Origin of the sequence: Amycolatopsis sp. NBC_01307 (assembly GCF_035975215.1) — a bacterium.
Lineage (GTDB): Bacteria > Actinomycetota > Actinomycetes > Mycobacteriales > Pseudonocardiaceae > Amycolatopsis.
On record NZ_CP108403.1, the window covers coordinates 6,078,516 to 6,098,409 of the forward strand.

General features: G+C 71.5%; 15 protein-coding genes. 2 read left to right on the top strand and 13 right to left on the bottom strand.

The features are described from left to right. Positions 1–35: 35 nt before the first annotated feature. The 11 genes from OG439_RS26080 to OG439_RS26130 form a co-directional block, all read right to left on the bottom strand. Entirely contained in the window at positions 36–605 is a 570-nt protein-coding gene (locus tag OG439_RS26080; RefSeq protein WP_247055503.1) for a flavin reductase family protein, read from the bottom strand. Then, positions 606–1,058 carry an acyl-CoA thioesterase gene (locus OG439_RS26085; RefSeq protein WP_247055506.1) on the bottom strand — a complete coding sequence of 151 codons (453 nt, stop codon included), beginning with the start codon at positions 1,056–1,058 and terminating at the stop codon, positions 606–608. Further along, positions 1,055–6,880 carry a type I polyketide synthase gene (locus tag OG439_RS26090; protein ID WP_326943467.1) on the bottom strand — a complete coding sequence of 1,942 codons (5,826 nt, stop codon included), beginning with the start codon at positions 6,878–6,880 and terminating at the stop codon, positions 1,055–1,057. The genes OG439_RS26085 and OG439_RS26090 overlap by 4 nt, the downstream gene beginning before the upstream one ends. Positions 6,881–7,033: 153 nt before the next feature. Beyond that, entirely contained in the window at positions 7,034–7,828 is a 795-nt protein-coding gene (locus OG439_RS26095; RefSeq protein ID WP_326943468.1) for a TIGR03084 family metal-binding protein, read from the bottom strand. A 25-nt stretch (positions 7,829–7,853) separates the two neighbouring features. Further along, positions 7,854–9,506 carry a GMC family oxidoreductase gene (locus tag OG439_RS26100; RefSeq protein ID WP_326943469.1) on the bottom strand — a complete coding sequence of 551 codons (1,653 nt, stop codon included), beginning with the start codon at positions 9,504–9,506 and terminating at the stop codon, positions 7,854–7,856. Continuing rightward, the gene (locus tag OG439_RS26105) at positions 9,503–10,060 is read right to left on the bottom strand and encodes a DUF5987 family protein (RefSeq protein WP_247055514.1); all 558 of its coding nucleotides are present in this window, start codon (positions 10,058–10,060) and stop codon (positions 9,503–9,505) included. Before OG439_RS26105 ends, OG439_RS26100 begins: the two co-directional genes overlap by 4 nt. A 53-nt stretch (positions 10,061–10,113) precedes the next feature. After that, the gene (locus tag OG439_RS26110) at positions 10,114–11,112 is read right to left on the bottom strand and encodes an enediyne biosynthesis protein (protein ID WP_326943470.1); all 999 of its coding nucleotides are present in this window, start codon (positions 11,110–11,112) and stop codon (positions 10,114–10,116) included. Positions 11,113–11,116: 4 nt separating this feature from the next. After that, positions 11,117–13,090 (bottom strand): CRTAC1 family protein, encoded by a 1,974-nt coding sequence (locus tag OG439_RS26115; RefSeq protein WP_326943471.1) that lies wholly within the window; start codon positions 13,088–13,090, stop codon positions 11,117–11,119. Continuing rightward, positions 13,087–14,097 (bottom strand): DUF1702 family protein, encoded by a 1,011-nt coding sequence (locus OG439_RS26120; RefSeq protein ID WP_326943472.1) that lies wholly within the window; start codon positions 14,095–14,097, stop codon positions 13,087–13,089. The genes OG439_RS26115 and OG439_RS26120 overlap by 4 nt, the downstream gene beginning before the upstream one ends. Positions 14,098–14,180: 83 nt before the next feature. Next, positions 14,181–15,176: a DUF1702 family protein gene (locus OG439_RS26125; RefSeq protein ID WP_326943473.1), complete on the bottom strand. Its 996-nt coding sequence runs from the start codon at positions 15,174–15,176 to the stop codon at positions 14,181–14,183. Positions 15,177–15,205: 29 nt separating this feature from the next. Then, entirely contained in the window at positions 15,206–16,033 is an 828-nt protein-coding gene (locus OG439_RS26130) for a helix-turn-helix transcriptional regulator (RefSeq protein WP_442788295.1), read from the bottom strand. A 564-nt stretch (positions 16,034–16,597) separates the two neighbouring features. On the opposite strand from OG439_RS26130, the gene OG439_RS26135 reads away from it, so the two are divergent. Beyond that, on the top strand, positions 16,598–17,398 hold the full coding sequence (locus OG439_RS26135) for an AfsR/SARP family transcriptional regulator (RefSeq protein ID WP_247055522.1): 801 nt from the start codon (positions 16,598–16,600) through the stop codon (positions 17,396–17,398). Between the two features lie 64 nt (positions 17,399–17,462). Continuing rightward, on the top strand, positions 17,463–18,161 hold the full coding sequence (locus OG439_RS26140) for a helix-turn-helix domain-containing protein (RefSeq protein WP_326943474.1): 699 nt from the start codon (positions 17,463–17,465) through the stop codon (positions 18,159–18,161). Between the two features lie 13 nt (positions 18,162–18,174). On the opposite strand, the gene OG439_RS26145 is transcribed toward OG439_RS26140, so the two are convergent. After that, positions 18,175–19,413 carry an RNA polymerase sigma factor gene (locus OG439_RS26145; protein ID WP_326943475.1) on the bottom strand — a complete coding sequence of 413 codons (1,239 nt, stop codon included), beginning with the start codon at positions 19,411–19,413 and terminating at the stop codon, positions 18,175–18,177. After that, positions 19,410–19,793: a YciI family protein gene (locus OG439_RS26150; RefSeq protein WP_326943476.1), complete on the bottom strand. Its 384-nt coding sequence runs from the start codon at positions 19,791–19,793 to the stop codon at positions 19,410–19,412. The genes OG439_RS26145 and OG439_RS26150 overlap by 4 nt, the downstream gene beginning before the upstream one ends. Positions 19,794–19,894: the final 101 nt, after the last annotated feature.

The window sequence follows — 19,894 nt, forward strand, 5'->3', positions numbered from 1 at the left end:
GTGCGGCCCCGGTAGTGCTCGGGGCCGGCGTCGGTTCACGCGACCCGGCCGTCCACGTCGTGGTAGCCGCCGCTGTAGAAGATGAGGGCGTCCTCGCCGGCCCCCCGGCCGGTGGCGACCACCCGGCCGAGGAAGACCGAATGGTCACCGCCCTCGATGACCTGCGCCAGCTCGCACTCCAGCCAGGCCAGGGCGCCCGTGAACAGCGGTGCCCCGGTCTTGCCGCCCGGCGTCCAGCTGACCGCGTCGAACTGGGCCAGCCCGTCGGGCCGCTTCCAGTCGGCGAAGTACTTCGACACGGCCTGCTGGTCCGAGGCCAGGATGTTCACCGCGAACGAGCCCGCGGCGACGATCGAGCTGTGCATCCGGGCCGCCTTGGCGACGCAGCACAGCACGAGCGGCGGATCCAGCGACACCGACGAGAAAGCGTTCGCGGTCATCCCGTGCGGGTCCGCGCCGCCGGCCGTGAGCACCGTGACGCCCGTCGCGAACTGCGCCATCACCTGGCGCAGTGCCGGTTGCGGGCTGAGCCCGCGGCGCGCCGCCGACGTCGGCACCCGCTGCAGCGGTGTCCGCTCGGCGGGGCCTGCTCCTGGGTGGCCCATTTAGACTCCCTTGCCGTTGCGCGCCGTAGCCGTCGTGTAGGGCGCCAACGCCTCCAGCAGCGCCTCGGGCACCCGGACCGGCACGGTCGCCGAGTTCGGTCCCCGCATGCAGGCGATCCGCTGACGTCCGCGCGCCACCAACCGCTCGCCGTCCGGGTGCAGGTGGACGTAGTCGAAGGTGAACTGCAGCTGCGTCTGGGTCAGCTCCTCGAGGCGCATCCGGATGGACAGCTCGTCGAAGCCGGTGATCTCCGCGAAGAATTCGCACTCCACCTTGAGGGTGTAGAGCTTCAGGTCGCCGCGGATGTCCGCCAGTACCGCCGGAGCCCGCTCGACGAGGAACATCTCGCGGCACCGGCCCTGCCACCGGACGTAGTTGACGTAGTAGACGTTGCCCACCATGTTGGTCTCTTCGAAGCCGACCGTGTGGCGGAGCTCGTAGTAGCCGGTCATTCTCGGTTCCCCTCTGCGTGGAGGACGGCGAAGACCACGGGGGCCGGCCGGTCGTCGACCGTGGTCGACCAGGTCGCGATCAGGGCGTCGCCGCAGGCGAGCAGCGCCCACCCGTCGGCCTCGACCCGGCGGACCGTGAGGGCCTGGGTCATCCCGCCGGTCTTGCGCACGCACTCCAGCGCGCTCCAGACCCGGGTGTTGGCCACCGCGACCGGTTCGCCGGTGTCCGCGGCCAGCAGCCGGCCGACGGCGACGAGCTCTTCGCCCAGCAGTCCGGTCCAGTCCTCGTCGGTCCGCTCGATCGCACTCTCGATGTCACACGTGAGCTGCCCGGAGCCGGTGACCGCCAGCGTCAGCTGCGCGGTGTGCGACGCGGTCACCTCGGCCCCGTCGATCTCCGGCTTGCCGTCGGGTCGGTAGCGCACCTCGACCGGCCGGTCGAGGCTGCGGCTCGCCGCCAGCGCCGTCTGGACGCGCCGCTCCGCGATGCCTTCGCACACGCGGTCCGCCGGGTCCGGCTCCAGCACCACCGATCGCCGGCCGCCGAGCAGCCGCTCGCACGCACGCTCGAGGTAGGCCCCGAGCATCGACGGCACCCACGGTCCCGCCCCGTCGCGCTTGCGCACCGCCCGGAGCATCAGCCCTTCCCAGCGTTCGACGAGCGTGCCGTCCGGGTTGCGGACGTCCAGGTCGTAGACGTAGCTGTCGCCGTCCTGGGACCGTTCGCGCGCGTCGAGCAGGACGTACTCGTCGTGCTGCTCGCCCGGTGCGGCCAGGTAGAGCTTCTCGATGCTCTGCGGCAGCAGCGTCGCGTCCGGGATGCAGCACTGGATCGCGTGCATCATCGCGTCCCGGGTGCCCGGGTCGGCCAGCAGCTTGTCCTGCGGCAGGAACGGCGCGAACCACGCCACGTTCGCCGACGTCGAGATCTCGGCGACCGCGTGCCGCGCGCTGGCCCGCCGGTACCCGAGCACGCGCTGGAAGCGCTTGCCCTGGAACAGGACCGAGCCGTACAGCTCGCGGATCGGGTCGACCGGGACCGACGGCAGCGCGACGTCCCGCAGGGTGGTCTCGCCGAGCGACTCCGGGCGGGCGAAGTTGAGCCGGGCCCGGAAGTGGTCGGCGCTGAAGCCCGTCTCGTCGCTGCGGATCACGACGTCCACGGTGTCGGCGTCCCGGGCGAGCGCGGCCAGCCGGATGGTGGTCGACTTGCCGGGCGAGACGATGATCGGGCGCAGGAACTCGACGCCCTCCAGCACCGGGGTGCCGCCGCGACCGACGGTGGCCGACGCGACCTGGGTCATCGCCTCCATGCCGAGCACGGCCGGGAAGAGCAGCTGACCGTCGAGCAGGTGGTCGGTCAGGTACGGGTCGCTGCCCGCGGACAGCTCGGCCTCGGTGATCAGCTCGACCCCGGGGTAGTGCACGACCGTCCGGTCGATGAACCGGGTCAGCGGCAGCTCGCGCCGCTGGATCGGCAGGGTCGGCAGCCCGTTCATGCGGCCGCAGATGACGAGCACCGGCGGCGTGGCCGGGTCCGAAAGCAGCTGGCGCAGGATGGTGATGCCCTCGTCGAGCGGGATCGGCGTGATGCCGTCGCGCATCAGGGCGCTGACCACGCCGAGCTTCTCGCCCATGCCGGTGCCGGACCAGACCGACCACTCCAGCGCGATCGCCCGCGCCCGGGGGTGTTCCCGGCCGAAGCGCAGGGTCGCCTCGGTCATCCAGTCGTTGGCCGTGGAGTAGTGCGCCTCACCGCGGAGGCCGGCGCGGCCGATGATGCTGCCGAAGGTCACCAGCAGCTTGATGCGGTCCTGGTCGACCGCGTCGAGCACGGCGTTGAGACCGTCGATCTTCGGCGCGATGGTCTTGCGGAAGGCGTCCTCGGTCAGGCTGAACAACGCGGCCGGCTCGTTGCGGCCCGCCCCGTGCATGACCGCGGTGACCGGGCCCAGCTCGGCTTCCACGCGGGCGACCACGCCGGCGATCTGCGCGGCGTCGGTGACGTCGGCCCGCTCGTAGACGTAGCGGATGCCCGCCGCCTCCATGCGGTCGAGGTTCTCCAGCAGCTCGGGGTCCGTTTCCGGGTCACTGCGCCCGAGGAGCGCGAGCTTCGCGCCGGAGTCCTTCGCCAGTGCCAGCGCGCTCTCCGCCGTGATGCCCTTGCCGCCGCCGGTGACCAGCATGACGTCGGTGCTGTCGAGGGTCTCCGGGATGGGACCGGAGGCCGCCGCCGGCAAGCCGACCAGCCGCGGGACCGTGCGGCCGCCGTCGGAGCCGTAGCGGGCTTCGACGAAGTCCGTCGTCGCCGCGACTTCGGCGACCACCGTCGTCACCGCGCGGTCGATCGCCGCCGGCTCCGCCGGGGTCGGGTCGGCCAGGTCGACGATCGTGGTCTTCGCCGACGGGTCCTCCAGGCGCAGCGTCTTCGCCAGGCCGGAGGCGCCGTAGCCGTGGTGCACCACGACGAACCGCGTGCCGTTGGGCGCGGCCATCAGGGCCCGGCCGGCTTCGAGGAACAGCCCGACGTGCCCGGCGTCGCAGTCGGTGGGCAGGCAGAGCAGCACGCCCTCACCCGCACCGCTGCGGGCGAGCGCCGTCCGCAGCGGCTCGGCGAGCGGGTTGCCCGGGGTGGCGAAGACCTGCCACTGCGCGGACACCGTGCCCGAGGGCAGGTCCGCGGCCGGGAGGGCCGCGGGCAGGTACTCGACCGCGAACGGCCGGACCCACGGTCCGATGCCCGGTGCTTCGCCCTTGCCCGCCGCGTCCGCCGGCTTCGCCGTCTGCGCCAGCTCGTCGATCATCTCGGCGAGATCGCCGAGACAGACGGTGGCGAAGTTCGGCATGCCCTCGAGCGCGGGCCGGCCGAGGGCCCGGGTGACGTCGTTGACCAGCTGGCCCACGGTGATCGACGAAAGGTGCAGGTCGTCGAGCGGGTGGGTGTCGGCCGTGACCGTCTCCAGCGGCAGCTCGACGCGCTCGGCGGCGAGCCTGCGCAGCAGGTCGAGCGTGGTGCTCTCGGTGTCGGCGGCTTCCGCCTCGGCGGGCCGGGCACCGGCGGCAGCCTGCTCCGCGGCGAGCTCGGCGTCGATCGCCGGAGCCGCCTCGCAGGGGCTGGCCAGGAACCGGTAGACCCCGTCGGCGGGCAGTTCCCGGACCACGCGGCCGGCGAACAGCCGCTCCGGGGTGACCGGGGCGCCCAGCGCGAACGCCGCGCCCAGCACCCGCAGGACGGCGCCGAGAGAGGTGCTGTCGGTGTCGAACGCCAGAACCGGCGTCCGCGGTGCGATGTCCTCGAAGAGCCCGGTGAGCACCCGGCCGGGACCGACCTCGATCACCAGGTCGCTGCGTTCGGCGACCTTCGCGGCGGCCTCCCGGAACCGGACCGGCTGCACGATCTGCTCGCACAGCAGCTCCGGCAGGTTCTCGGCGGCGTGCAGGACGTCGCCGGTCACCGTGGAGATCACCGGTCGCTGGAGCCGCTCGAAGCTGAACTCGCCGAGCCGCTCGATCATCGCGGTGGCGGCGGGTTCGACGGCCGGGGAGTGGAACGCGTGCGACACCTTGATCCGGGTCGCGCCGACGCCCTGGGCCTTGGCCAGTGCGACCACCCGGTCGACGGCCGCGATCGGTCCCGAGATCACCGTCTGCTGCGGCGCGTTGTAGCCCGCGATGACGACGTCGGTGCCGAGCCCGAGCTCCTCGGTCCGGGACGGCGACGCCGCGATACCGGCCATCGCCCCCGTGCCGGGGCCGACCTCGGTCGCCATCACCCGGCCGCGGATCCTGGCCAGCTCGGCCACCTCGCGCTCGCCGACCGCGCCGGCCCAGTGCAGGGCGGTCAGTTCGCCGAGGCTGTGCCCGGTCGCGGAGCTCGCTTCGACGCCGAAGGCGCGAAGCACCCGCAGCCCGGCGAGGGAGCCGGTGACGATCCGCGGCTGGGCCACCTCGGTGGAGGCCTGGTCGCCGTCGGTCGGCAACGCGGCCGCGTCGTAGAGCTCGCGGGCGACGTCGAACCGGCGGCGGACCGCGCTGTCCCCGCCGCGGCCGGAACCCTGGCCGGGGAAGAGGAACCCGATCCGCGGCGCGGTGGGCCGCGAGCTCGCGAAGATGCCGTCGGTGCTCTCGAACACCGAGTCGCCCTCTTCGAGCAGTTCGAGCAGCCGGGTGAGCTTGCGCTCGGCCTGCTCGGGGTTCGCGGCGACGACCGCGGCCCGGACCGGCTTGCCCGACAGCTCGGCGGCGAGGCTGCCGGCGAGGTCGGTCAGCTCGGCGAACGACAGCTTCGGCACCGATTCGAGGAGCGCCGCGAGGCGTCCGCGCAGGGTGGCGACGTCGTCGGCGTCGAGCAGCAGCAGCTCGGCGTCCTGCCGGCCGGCGACCAGGGCGCGGGAGCGCTCGTCGAGCTCGTCGCGGCGGGGAGCGTGCGGCCCCTCGGCCACGGTGACGTGCGAGTTGATCCCGCCGAACCCCATCGCGGACACGCCGGCGCGCACCGGGTGCTCCGCGGGCCACAGCTCGGCCTCGCTCGGCACGTACATCCGGGCCGCGTCGCCGGTCAGCGACTCGTGCGGGTCGAAGTGCCCGGTGCCGGGCGGGATGACCTGGTGGTAGACGGCCAGGGTGGCCTTGATCAGCCCGGCCACCCCGGCCGCGGCCTTGGTGTGCCCGATGTTGCCCTTGATCGTGGACAGCGCCGCCGGCTTGGCCAGCGGGTCGGCGTCCCGGCGAGCGGTCGACAACGCCTCGATCTCGGTGGCGTCGCCGAGCGCGGTGCCGGTGCCGTGGCCTTCGAAGTAGGACACGGTCTCGACGCCGTAGCCGGCGCGGGTGTACGCGCGCTTCAGCGCCAGCCGGTGCCCGGCGGCCTCGGGCCGCGTGATGCCGCCCTTGCCGTCGGAGGACACGCCCCAGCCGGTGACCGACGCGTAGATCCGCTTGCCCTGCTCGATCGCGTCGCTTTCGCGCATCAGCACGAGCATGCCCGAGCCCTCGCCGGGCCAGAAGCCGTTGGAGTCGGCGTCGTAGACCTTCATGTCGCGCTTGGCCAGCGCGCCGGTCTTCGCGAACCCGATCACCTCGAACGGGTCGATGGAGAGGTCGACACCGCCGGCGACGGCGACGTCCAGGTCGCCCTGCGTCAGGGCGTTGGCCGCGCTCACCACCGAAAGCAGCGAGGAGGAACAGGCGCCGTCGACGGTGTACCCGCCGCCGCCGAAGTCGAAGTGGTTGCAGACCCGCCCGGCGATGGTGTTCGCCAGGCCGCCGGCCAGGGTGTCCTCGTTGATCTCCGGGAACGGCGCCTTGTACTGGATTTCCAGCTCGCGCAGGAAGTCGCCGGTCTCGTCGTCACCCCAGCCGCGCCCGGCCAGCGCCGCGGCGACGGTGCGCCGGACGTAGGGCCAGCGCAGGCGCATCACGTTGGCGCGGGAGAACTCACCCGTGAGGCTGTTGCCGATGACCACGCCGGTGGCGGGCTTCGACGTGCCTTCGCCTTCGGGGAACCCGGCGTCGGCCAGCGCTTGCGCGGCGACGTCGAGGGCGAGCCAGTGGGTCGTGTCGGTGGCCCGGAACGTGCTCCCGGCGACCTTGTGGGCGACCCGGTCGAACTCGTAGTCCCGCAGCACCGCGGCCTTCTGTGCGTAAAACCGGTCCGGTGCCTTGGGGTCTGGCGAATAGTAGTCTGCCCGATTCATCCGTTCGTCGGGCAGCCTGCGGAACGCCCGGCGACCGGCCAGTACGTTCTCCCAGAGCTCCTCCGGTGAACCCGCGTCCGGGTACCGGAGACCGATACCCACGATCGAAATCCGCTCACCGCTCATGCCACCGCACTCCCACTGGCTACTCGTGCCCCGATTACCGGCCCCGGTTCAGCATGACCCGGTGTTCCGGTCGTGTCTTCTTTCTGCATGCCCGCGGTCACCGGGACAGCACCCGGCGACACGCATCCTCGAATTCGCCTGATCCGGTACCGCTCAGCGGCCGAACTGGCCTGGCGTCCGGCCTTCGCCGGCCGGCCCGCGGTACGCCTGCGCGATGTCGAGCCAGCCGTCGGCCAGCGCTCCCTCGGCGCGCACGTCGAGGTCGTCGCGGTGCCGCCGGCGGGTGACCAGCAGGCAGAAGTCCTCGGCCGAGCCGGTGATCCGCTCCGGCGAGTCCGCCGGCCCGAACGTCCACAGCGCGCCCGAGGGCCCGGTGATCTCGAACCGGAACTCGGTCTCCGGCGGTGTCAGGTTCCGGGCCTGGTAACCGAAGTCCCAGACGCGGACGGCGAACCCGACCAGGTGCCGCAGCCGGTCGGTGCGCACCGGCGTCACGCCGAGCGCGTCGGCGATGTCCTGCCCGTGCCCGAACAGCTCCATCATCCCGGCGCACGCGAGGACGTACGGCGGCAGCGGGTTCACCAGCCACGGCACGAGCTGGTCGCCCGGCACCGCGGCGAGCGCCTTGATCGCGGTGTCCCGCTCGCCGCGCCACTTGGCCAGCAGCACTTCGCCCGGGTCGGTTTCGAACTCCTTCAGCGCGGCCTCGACCGCCGCGTCGAGGCCGCCGGTGAGCGACTTCGTCATCGCGACGAATGCTTCCGGCTGCGCCGAGGCGAAGCCGGCGATGCGCAGGATGAAGGTGAGGTGGGCGATCTGCTCCCGGACCCGCCAGCCCGGCGCGGGCGACGGAGTCTCCCACCCGGACTCGGTGAGGCCGGCCACGAGCGCGTCGACCTCGGCGGCCTCGGCGGTCAGGTCGGCGAGCACAGCCGTCGTGTCAGTCACGTTGTTCCGTCCTCTCGTTCGGGGTTCAGCTGCCGGCCACGAGGTCCAGTTTGGACACCGCGCGCCGGCCGGTGATGGAGCCGTCGGGAGCGGGCGCGCCGTACTTGACGTCGACACCGCGCTCGTTCAGGGCGCGGACGATGCCGGGCACGGACCGCTCGGCGAGCGCGGCGATCGTCATGGCGGGGTTCACCGTCAGCGCGCCGGGGACCGAAGCGCTGTCGGTGACGAAGATGCCCGCGTGATCGCGCAGCTCGTGGTTCGGGTGCAGCGCGGACGTCGCCGCGTCGTCACCGATGCGGCAGGACGACAGCGGGTGCACGGTGTAGGCGCCCACGACGTCGTTGGTCCACGGCGCGACCTTCGCCAGGCCGTCCTTCTCGATGATGGCCTTGCAGTCGGCGTCGGCCAGGGCCCAGCCGCGCAGGGTGTTCGGCGTCGGGTCGTAGCGCAACGGCCCGCGGCCGAGCATCTGCTGCGAGATCCGGTACGCGTTCCCGGTCGGCGGCGGGGTGCCGAAGACGCCTTCGTTGTCGTCCTCGGTCATCAGGAAGATGGTCAGCCAGCTCGACCACTGCTTGAGGATTTCCTTCTTCTCCGCGCCGAACCAGCGCGGCTCCTCACCGCCGGGCGCCTGCGCGAGGATCGTGCCGAGCCCGGGCGGGAAGTACAGCTGCTCCAGCGAGTACCGCTCGTACTCGGGCAGCGAGCCGTCGAGCTTGTCCCAGTTCGCCACGGTCGGGCCCTTGCCGATGTGGTTCGCGGCGTAGGCGGCACCGCCCTCACGGGACAGTCCGAGCACCTCGCGCACGCGGTCCTCGTTGATGATGGCCGTGTTGAGCCGTTCCCCGTTGCCGGAGAAGTACCGGCCGACCCCGTGCGGCATCCGGCCGAGCGAGGCCTCGGACCGCTGCAGGATCACCGGCGTCGCCCCGGCGCCGGCCGCGATGATGACGACCTTCGCCTCGATCACGCCGGATCCGTTGTGGATGCGGTAGTCCTCTTCGTCGATCAGGTCGTAGTGGACGCGGTAGCCGCCGTCTTCGGTCCGCTCCAGCCGTTCCACCTCGTGCAGCGGCCGGATCTGCGCACCGTGCGCCAGCGCGGCGGGCAGGTAGTTCGTCAGCATCGAGCGCTTCGCGTCGAACCGGCAGCCCGCCATCTGGAAGTTGCAGTTGGTGCAGCGGGCGTTGTCCACCGCCACCGGGGCCGGGTTCGCCGTGCGGCCCGAGTGGTTGCAGGCCGCGGCCCACAGCCCACCCGCGTAGCTGACGTCGTTCCAGTCCTGGCGCGACACCGGGATCGACTCGTCGACCCGGTCGTACCACGGCTCGAGCGAGTCGCGGCTGATCTCCGCCGGCCACATGCGGCGGCCGATGCTGCCCTGGCGGTCGAAGACGAACTTCGGCGCCCGCGGCATCGCGGCGAAGTACACCACGCTGCCGCCGCCGACGCAGTTGCCGCCGAGCACGCTCATCCCGTCGCCGGCGACGAAGTCGAACACCCGGGTGTAGCTCGAGCCGAGCATGTAGTCGTGCTCGAAGTCGTCCGCGGCCAGCCACGGCCCGCGCTCGAGCACCACGACCTTGGCTCCGCCCGCGGCGAGGTGGTAGGCCGGGATCGACCCCCCGAAGCCGCTGCCGACGATGACGACGTCGGTCTTCTCGATCGCGCTCATGCGGGACTCCCCGAAGGTGTGGTGTCGGGATGCGGCTCGGCCAGCTTGCGGCCGTAGGAGAACTTCGGGAACCGCCACAGGCCGTCGGCGTCCGGCAGCCGGTAGCCCAGCGCGAGCAGGCCGGGGTGCCCGGCCGCCAGCGCTTCGGCGGTGTGCCGGTGCGGGGCGGTGTCGTAGGCCATGTTGCAGAACAGGGCCAGGCTGACCCAGCCCTCCTTCTCCGGGTGACCCGGCTTCGTCAGCCGGGTCACCAGGGCGCGCCGGTGCTCGTAGGGCAGCGCGACGAACGGCGGCAGGTCGGAGTCGAGCTCCAGCTCGACCTCACCCGCGTAGGTCTTCGCGTGGTCGTTGAGCGACTGCGCGAGGTACGGCAGGCCGGCGGTGATGCCGGTGGCGTCGTAGTTCAGCAGCTCCAGCGCGCCCGCCTCGACCGCGCCGGCCCCCGGGGAAACCCCGGCCACCGCGTGGTCGTCCGGGGAGCGTTTCTCCCCCGGCACGATCGTGTCGGCGTACGCTTCCAGGGTCAGCACCTGGACTTCTTCTTCGCTGGCCACCGGCCTGCCTCCTCACTGTCCGAAGCGGAGTGTTGCGTTCCGCGTTTCCGGGATCACGCCGCGAGCGGCTTCTCGTCACCGGCCGGGACGGGCGGTGCCGCGGTGAGCTTCGCCTTCTGCGCGGCCTGCTCGGCCTCGAACTTGATCCGCGACTTGTTCGAGAAGTGCAGGCCCCACAGGAAGAGCCCGCGGATCAGGCACACCGACGCGGTGGCGAAGAACAACCCGTAGGCGATGTGCGCGGCGGTGAAGAAGCCGTACATCATCGCGACACCGGCGCCGAAGGCGAACTGCGAAGCCGGCTTCGACGGCGTGGTGCCCGGGTCGGTCACCATGTAGTTCGTGTAGAGCACGAACGCGATCCCGGTGCCCATCGCCAGCGCGCCGGGGATGGCCGTGCCGAAGAGCACCCCGCGCAGGACGGCCTGGATGACGAAGAACGACAGCCAGCCCCCGATCAGCCACATCCGGCCGGTCAGCAGCGAGTTGAGCACCGTGCCCGAGATCAGGATGACGGCCACGATCAGCCAGCCGATCCAGGTGTCGACCTTCTCCGAGAAGTGGTACGGCGGCGTCATGTTGACCCACGGGAACACCAGCAGCATCACGGTGATGCCGAAGTTCGACGGGTTCATGTAGTGCCGCATCCGGCCGAACACCGGTGCCTGCAGCACCCACTTGGTACCGACCGCGACGATGACACCGAAGATCATCGCCCAGATGTGGTCGTTGACGTAGGTCAGCATGTTCAGGGCCAGCGCGGTGATGTGCGCCGGGAACAGGAACTCCACCAGGCCCTTGAACCCGCCGCCGCGGTAGCGGACGGGCCGGTTCGTCACGCGGGCGTTGATGGTCTCCAGCACGATTTCCGTGGTGTAGGAGACCGCCAGCGCGACGAACGGGAAGATCCACGGCTGCTCGAACCCGAGCACGGTGTAACCGAGGATGTTGAAGATCGTGATCGAGATGGCGAAGCGGCGCAGGGCCGTGATGACCTTGTTGGTCCGCTTCGGCGGTGCAGTGTCCACTTTGGTCGTTATGGGCGTCACCATGACGTCACTTCTCTTCCTTCGCCTGGGTGCCGAGCTGGAACGAGTGGGAGCCCGGTGCGAGCTTCAGGTCCTGCGTGTGCGGCTTCCCGGTGCGGTCCCGCCAGAGCAGGTGCACCGCGAGCGGACCGGTGACGTCCGCACCCAGCCCGATCTGGACGTCGAAGCTGCGGCGGCCGGAGTGCCCGCTGCTGCCGTCGACGCGGCCCACGTACTTCTTGCCGTCCGCCGTGGTCACGGTGGCCTCGGCGCCGATCGCCGGCGAACCGGCCGACGGCAGGGGCCCCGGCGCCACGGGGGCATCGGTGGTCAGCTTCAGCTGCAGGAACTTGCCGGTCTTCGGGCTGTCGTTGTGGTAGTAGATCGGCTGCTCCCACTGCCGTGCGACGGCGAAGTCGGGCAGTCCGTCGCCGTCCGCGTCGCCGACGCCGATGCCGCGGGTGGGCACCGGGACGGCCAGGCCCAGCTTCGGCGCGAGGTCGACGTAGGTGCCGTCCGTGCGCTTCACGAAGAAGTGCAGCGTCTGGTCGCCGGCGAGGTCGTCACCGGGACGGGCGTTCGGCCACCAGAACGGGTTCGACGTCATGCCGTCGTTGGCCACGGCCAGCTCCTGCAGCTGCGGCCAGCGGTTGACCTGCCCCTTGATGAAGCCGGTGGCCTGCGCGATCTGGACGTCACCGCTGTTGTTGAAGTCCTCGATCTTCGGGTCCCAGCCCCAGCCGGACCACGCCGTGCGCGTCTCGCCGCTCTCGTCGTGGAACGGTGCCACGCCCTTCTGCAGCTGGCCGCGCAGGTCCGTGAGGTCCTTGGCGGTGTTCACGAACTGGTAGTTCGACTCCTCGACACCCCACGAGGTCGTGATGTTGCTGACGAAGATGTCGTACAGCCCGTCGTGGTTGAAGTCGCCGAAGTCGACGCCCATGCCCTTGAACGAGTCGTTCCCGAGCACCTTCGACTTCGGGTCGGCGATCCCGCGGACCCCGGTGACCTCGCCGAACTCGATGGCGCCCGGCTTGGACTTGTTGTAGAGCAGGTGATCGTGCCCGAAGTCGTTGGCGATGTAGAGCTCCGGCAGGCCGTCGGCGTCGATGTCGGTGGCGCTGGCGCCCAGCGACCAGCCGGTGCGGGCGTTGGCCGGGATGCTCGTCGACGCGTCCACGAAGGACACCGACGGGTTCGTCCCCGCGGTGGCCCCGGTCCAGCGGTAGATGAACTTGCCGCCGCCGTTCGTCGCGTGCGACATCGACTGGTTCATCGTGATGCCGCCGTCGGCGTTCGGGTCCAGGACCTTGCTGTCCGGGAAGTAGTTGCCGATGAAGACGTCCACGTGGCCGTCGCCGTCGAAGTCGCCGATGGTGGCCGCGTTGGTGTTCCACAGCGGGCCGTTGTACTTGCCGTCGGCGCCGCGCAGGTTGCCCGGCACGAGCTCGGTCGGCTGGAACGCCGCGGGAGCCAGCTTGGTGGCGCCGGCCTTCTGCAGGAACACGACCGGCGTGCGCCCCCAGTAGTAGACCATGACGTCCATCCGGCCGTCTTCGTTGAAGTCGCCGGGGACGCAGCCCATCGGGGCCATGTAGTCCCACGTCGGCAGCGGCGCCGGGTCGAGCGCGAACGGCGCGTAGCGCTCCTGGCCCTGGCCCGGCACCGGCGTGACGACGACCTGGTCGCTGCGCGGGTCGACCAGGCAGATGTCGTTGGCCAGGCCGTCACCGTCGAGGTCGTTCATCGCGATGCCGGCGCCGGTCGAGGACATCCAGGCCGAGATGGCCTCGTACTGCTTGTTCAGCGTCCGGACGTTCTGCGACTTCGCCGCGGCGGGCAGCGCGATCGTCATCGGTGTGAAGTGGAAGTTGGCTGCCAGCTGGTCCTGCTCGGCGGCCGAGACGGTCGGCAGGCGCGCGACGAAGAACATCGTCAGCACCAGCGCGATCGCCACGATGCCCGCCAGCTGCCGGCGCAGCCAGCGCGAGGTCGCGGTCATTTGTTCACTCCTCCGTGAGTCAGCACTTCATCGGCGATCCGCTGCCGCCAGGTCTCGAACGCCGGGAGCTCGCCGTCGACGACAGTCGCCGGCCACACCTCCCGGGTGATCGCCGCGGCGCGCTCGGCGGGCAGGCCGCAGATCGCCCGGGTGGCGACCTCGGTCTCCGGGAGCAGCAGGCCCGCGGTCACCCGCGCGTCGGCCGCGAACGCACTCCCCTGGGCGAGCTGCCCGCGGTGCTCGCCCGCGCGGCGGGCCAGCTCGGTCAGCTCGTCTTCCTTGACGCCGCAGGCGTAGGTCGAGGCGAGGCCGACCCCGGCGTAGAGGTCACCGTGGCGAGCCGGGTCGAACCCGGCGATGGTCTTCGTCACCAGGTCGACGTCCGTGCCGCAGATGAACCACAGCGCCCGGCCGATGCCCTGGTCGACGGCCCGCAGCGCGTAACCGCTGTATTCCTTGGCCGGCCAGGGAAAGCCCGGCTCCTGGTACTGCTGCCGGACGTACTTCTCGGTCTTGAAGTACGCCTGGTGGAAGCCGTAGCCGTCGAGCACCAGCCACCGCAGCAGCGGGTCGAACCGGTCGGCCTTCGGCCAGGCGAAGCGCGGCAGCCGCGCCATCGCCCAGCCGGCGCCGACCAGGATGATGTAGTGCTGCCGCGCTCCGCCCGGACCGGCGATGAAGTCGTCGACGTGCCGCCGGCCGCCGAAAGGCAGCCCGTCGAGCATCGCGTAGCCCATTCCCGCGCCCTCGTAGGCGAATCCGCGGAACTGCACCGGAATGCGTTCCAGCCATTCCTCGCACTGCGCGGGGTTGCGGGACTCGACGGCGTGCGCGTAGCCGAGCAGGAATTTCTTCCCCACCGTTTCCAGCAGTTCCTGAGCCTGCGGGCTCTTCTTGTGGAAACCACGCTTGTCCAGCGACGTCTCCGAGTCGTCCGGTGTCAGGATCCGGCGCCTCAATGCGCGCCAACCGTCGCCCACCGCATTCCCCTTTCGGGCTACGAACATCTTCCGATACTCGAATCAACTGTCACAGATTCCACTCCGGACGGTCTACTCCACCGTTGCCGCCGGATTGCCGGGGCGCGGATTCAGCTCGCCGCTCGGTGTGCGTGCGGCCGGAATTCCGCCCGGATCGCGGCCCGCCAGAGCTCGTAGCGCGGGAGCGGGCCGCCGTCGTCGCCGACCGCCTCCGTCCGGTCGGAGATGGCCTGCAGCTGCCCGACCGCGAGGTCGGTGAGCACGCCGGCGGCGAGGTGGGTGTGCGCGGGCACGTACCCGGCGTAGGTGCGGGCCTTCACCGCGAACACGACGCCGAGCGCGAGCTGGTCGTAGTGCTCCCCCGCGGCGTGGCGCAGCCGGGCCAGACCGGACTGGTCACTGCCGCCGGCGAACGTCGAGGCCAGCCCGACCCCGCTCCACAGGTCCGCCCGGCGGGCCTCGGCGAACCGCCCGACCGCTTCGGCCACGGCGTCGGAGTTCCCGCCGTTGATGAACCACAGCGCGCGGCCGACCCCCTGGTCGAACGCCCGGCCGAAGTACTCCGGCCGGCCCGCCCACGGGTAGGGCACCGGGTCCGCCTGCTCGCCCACCCACTTGTCCGTGTCGAAGTAGGCGCGGTCGAAGCCGTAGCCGTCGACGGCGAGCCAGCTCATCACCGGGTGGTAGGCCACCCCGGTCAACTCGGGCAGGATGTTCTTCCACAGTGGCCGCGGCAGCCGCGCCATGGCGAAGCCGATCCCGATGTAGGTCAGGAAGATGTGCGGGCGACCCGGCCCTTCCAGCAGTGCGCGGGTGCGGTCGCGGCCGCCGCCCGGCATGGCGTCGAGGATCGTGTAGCCCATCGTCGCGCCTTCGTAGGCGAAGCCGCGCTGTTCGGGCTCGACCAGCGCCAGCCGGCGCTCGATCTCCCACAGCGGCGCACCTTCGATGGCCCATTCGAACCCGCACACGACCGCTTGCGGCACCGCCTCCAGCCGGGCCGTCGCGTCGGTGTGGGTGACCGGGAAGCCGCGCTCGGCGAACCCGACCGAAGCCAGTGAAGGAGCCAGGAACCGCTTCCGGAGGACTCCGATTACCGTGGACATGACGTGGTCGTCCTCTTCTCTCCGGCGGATCAGGCGACGGCGCGCAGGTGCGGGTGCTGAGCGGCGCGCATGCGCTGGGTGAACGGCGACTGCTTCGAGGCCAGGGTGATCGCGATCGGCGCGTCGGTCGCGGCCGGCGCGCGCAGGCCCACCCGGCCGGTGGACAGGCCCTCCGCCGTCACGGTCACCGTCGAGTAGCCGATCGAGAAGCGCGGCCCGCCCAGGCCCGGCTGGTGCTGCGCGACGGCGATCGCCGTCCACCGCCCCGCGGGCACGCCGTGGATGGTCAGCTCACCCGAGCTCATGCCGGCCGAGCCGCCGAAGGCGACCGGACCGCACTGGGGCACCGGGTCGGCGAAGAGCCCGACGAGGGTGTCCGCGGGCGCGGCGTCGCCCGGCATGTCCAGCCGCATCGACAGCACACCCGTGCCCGACTGCAGCGAAGCACAGCTGCGACCGGCCGCACGCAGCGTGCGCAGCGGCGGAAGCCGTTGCAGCGTCGGCGAAATCGCTACGAGCAGCTCGGCCACCTGCGGTTCGCGGTACTGCGTCGGGGTCAGCCCGACCGCCCGCGAGAACCGGCTGGTGAACGTGCCGACACTGCTGTAGCCGACGCTGCACACGATGTCGGAGACGTTCAGCGACGTCGTCAGCAGCAGCCGCTTCGCCTCGAACAGGCGCACGGCCGTCAGGAACCGGCCCGGCGTCACGCCGGTGGCGTGGGCGAACATCCGGGAGAAGTGGAACCGGCTGACGAACACCTCGGAGGCCAGGTCCCCGAGCGTGATGGGCTCGTAGTAGCGCTCCTGGATCATGGAAATCGCCTGCAGCACCGCGGGCCGGACCGACTTCTCCACACGCTCGATGGCCGGTGCCCGGGGCTCATCGTCGAATTCGCTCTCGTATCCGACAGCAGCTATAGACCGCAACATCATGCGTCCAACCTCGAATTCCCCTGATGGCAGTTCTCCTGGTGCCCAGGGAAGACGCCGCTGCTTGCAGTTCGATTGACGAGCGGTCGAGGCCTACCAGGCGAAACGCACTCGGCCGGACGGCGTCCGGGCGGCCACGGGGAATCCACATCGACCGGACCGTGTGGAACGCACGGCGCGGAGGTGCGGGACGCCCGCACGCGTGGAGTGGGCGGGCCCGGCGCGCCCGTGCCTGGTCCGTTCCGGCGGACACCCGCGAAAACGGACGACCAGGGTAGGCCGAATGGCGGACCGTGCGAAACGCACACCGCGAACCTGCGTGACGCACGTGAGCACCCGACAAACGCACCTCGACTCTGGTGGGTGCCTCACTGGCCGCCGGTCCGGCTCTCTGTCACATTCAGGGAGAAGCTCGGTGTCGGCCGTCCCGCGACACGAGCGGCACCACTGGGGAGTGCGGGGGCGCACTGAATACGCTGGAGGCCAGTCATGTACTCCGAATCGCCGCCACCGCCGGACGACACCGGGGTGACGTTCACCGTCCTGGGGCCGCTGGAAGTGCTGCGTGGCGGGGTCGACTACGCGCCGACCACGCCCAAGGTGCTGCAGCTGCTCGCCGTGCTCGTGCTGCGCCCGGGCAAGATGGTACACATCGACACGCTCATCCGGGAGCTCTGGTCGGACAACCCGCCGCGGACGGTGCGCACGACGCTGCACACCTACGTCTACCACCTCCGCCGGTGCATCGACCAGAACGGGCTGGCCGCCGACGGCGAGAAGATGCTGGCCACCAAGCAGTCCGGCTACACCTTCTACATCGACCCGACGCGAGTGGACACCCACCGGTTCATCCGGCTGCAGCAGCTCGGCCACGAGCACCAGGACGCCGGGCGCCACGCCGCGGCGGCCGACGCCTACCGGGCGGCGCTCGACCTCTGGTCCGGGCCGCCGCTGGCGAACGTCCACTGTGGACCGGTGTTGTCGGCCTACCGCACGGAACTGCTGGAGCAGCGGCGCAGCGTGCTGCACCTGCGGATCGAAGCGGAGATCATCAGCGGCAAGCACCGCGAGCTGATCGGCGAGCTGCGGTCGCTCGCCACCGGCAGCCCGCTGGACGAAGCACTGCACGGCCAGCTGATGCGCGTGCTCGGCCGCAGCGGCCGCCGGTCCGACGCGATGGCCGTCTACCGCCGGCTGCGGTCGCGGCTGGCCGGCGAACTGGGTGTCGAGCCGTGTGACGACCTCCAGGTGCTGCACCGCGAGCTGATCTCCGAAGGGGATCACCGCTGACCCACCGCTTTGCCCGGCTCCGGCCGTTTCCGTCGCACGCCCGAGAACGAAGTGAGGAAGTCCGATGTCTGCTCCGCACACGCGTACCTATGGACAGTTCTGCGGCATCGCCCGCGCACTCGAGCTCGTCGGCGAGCGCTGGTCGCTGCTGATCATCCGTGATCTGGTGCTCGGCGCGAAGCGCTACGACGAGCTGCAGGCCGGTCTGCCGAAGATCCCGCCGTCGATCCTGTCGGCCCGGCTCAACGACCTGGAGGCCGCCGGCGTGCTCCGCCGCCGCGTCCGCGCCGAGCTCGACGCCGGTCTGGTCTACGAGCTGACCCAGTACGGCAGCGAGCTCGACCACATCGTGCTCGACCTCGGGCTCTGGGGCGCCCGCTCGCTGAACGCCCCGAAGGCCGACGAGGTGTTCACCCTGGACGCGGCGATCCTGTCGCTCTACACCACGTTCCGCTCCGACGCCGCGGAGAACGTGCAGATCAACTTCGAGATCCGCTACGACGACCGGATGATCGTGCACGCGCTGGTCGAGAACGGCGCGGTCAAGGTCGGCGAGGGCCGCTTCCCCGGGGCCGAGCTGGTGATCGAGGCGGCGGCCGGCACCGCGCTGCTGGACCTGATGAGCGGCCGGCTGACCGCCGCCGACGCGACCCGCACCGGCAAGCTCGGCATCGAAGGGGCCGTCGCGGACCTCGAGATGTTCGCGCAGCTGTTCCACATCCCCGCGGCACCGGAGCCGGCGACCGGCATCGTCGTCCGCTGACCCGGCGACCGGGTCAGGGCCGGGGTTCCGCCCGGCCGGCCCGGTCCGCACGGGCCCGCAGGTACCGGCGTTCCGGCCCGCTGTCGGTCCGGTCCGCGGCCCGGAGGTAGTGCTCGCGCGCGGCGGCCGGGTCACCGGCGCGTTCGAGCAGGTGGGCCCGCACGGCGTCGGCCCGGGCACCGACGCCGGGCGCGCCGTCGAGCTCGTCGAGCACGGCCAGGCCGGCGTCGGGCCCCAGCACCTGGGCGAGGGCGACCGCGAGGTTCACGGTCACCACCGGGCTCGGCATCAGCTCGCCCAGCACGCCGTAGAGCTCGACGATCTGCGGCCAGTCGGTCTCCTCGGTGCTGGGCGCCTCGTCGTGCAGCGCCGCGATCGCCGCCTGCACCTGGTACGGCCCGACCGGTCCGCGGCCGAGCGCGGACCGGATCAGCCCGGCGCCCTCGGCGATCATCGCCGCGTCCCACCGGCCGCGGTCCTGTTCGGGCAGCGGCACCAGCTCGCCGTCCGGGCCGGTGCGCACCGCCCGCCGCGCGTGGGTCAGCAGCATCAGCGCCAGCAGGCCCGTCACCTCGCCCTCGTCCGGGCGCAGGGCGTGCACCGCGCGGGTCAGCCGGATCGCCTCCGCGGTCAGCTCGACGCGCAGCAGGTCCTCCCCCGACGTCGCCGTGTAACCCTCGTTGAAGATCAGGTAGAGCACCTGGAGGACGACGCGCAGCCGCTCCGGGAAGTCGTCCGGCGACGGCGCGCCGAACGTCGAGCCCGCGGCGGCGATGGCCTCCTTCGCGCGGGTGATGCGTCGCGTCATGGTCGCCTCCGGCACCAGGAACGCCTTCGCGATCTGCGCCGTGGTGAGCCCGCCGACCGCCCGCAGCGTGAGCGCGACCTGCGAAGGCTGCGACACCGCGGCGTGGCAGCACAGGAACAGCAGGGTCAGGGTGTCGTCGGCGTTCGCGGGCTGCTCCTCGCCGGGCCCGGGTACCGCGGCGACCGGTTCGCGCGCGGCGGCCGACTCCTCACGCCGGCGTCGTGCGCTCTCGCTGCGCCACTGGTCGGTGAGCCGCCGGGACGCGACGGTGACCAGCCAGCCGCGCGGGTTGTCCGGGACGCCTTCGCCCGGCCACTGCTCGCTCGCCGCGAGCAGGGCCTCCTGGACGGCGTCCTCGCACGCGTCGAACCGGCCGTACCGGCGCACCAGCACGCCCAGCACCGAGGGCACCAGCGGGCGCAGGACCTCGGCGACGGCGGTCACGCCATGGGGACTTCGGCTTCGGCATCGGCGAAGAAGACGACCTCGCGCACCTCGACGCCGAGGCCGTCGAAGGCGGTGTCCGGGATCATCGCCGCGAGCTCGACCGCGCGTTCCCTGCTCACGCACTCCACGAGGTAGTACCCGGCGAGGAATTCCTTGGTCTCCAGGAACGGGCCGTCGGTGACCGCGGGCGGGCCCGGGCGCCCGCGCACGACGGTGGTCTCACCGGCCGGGCCGAGCGCCTGCGTGCTGATCATCTCGCCGGACTCCCGGATCGTGCGGATGAACTCCCCGTGCCCGGTCGTGATCGCGTCCATGTCCCGCTCGGACAGCTTCGCCATCACGTCGGGGTTCAGGTACATCGCCAGCAGGTACTTCACGTCCCGGCTCCCTTCGGCCACCGCGCCTGGTCCGCGGCCCGACCCTAGCCGAGGCGCGCGGAGCCCGTGCCGCCACGCCGCAAGCGGGAAGTGGAGTCATC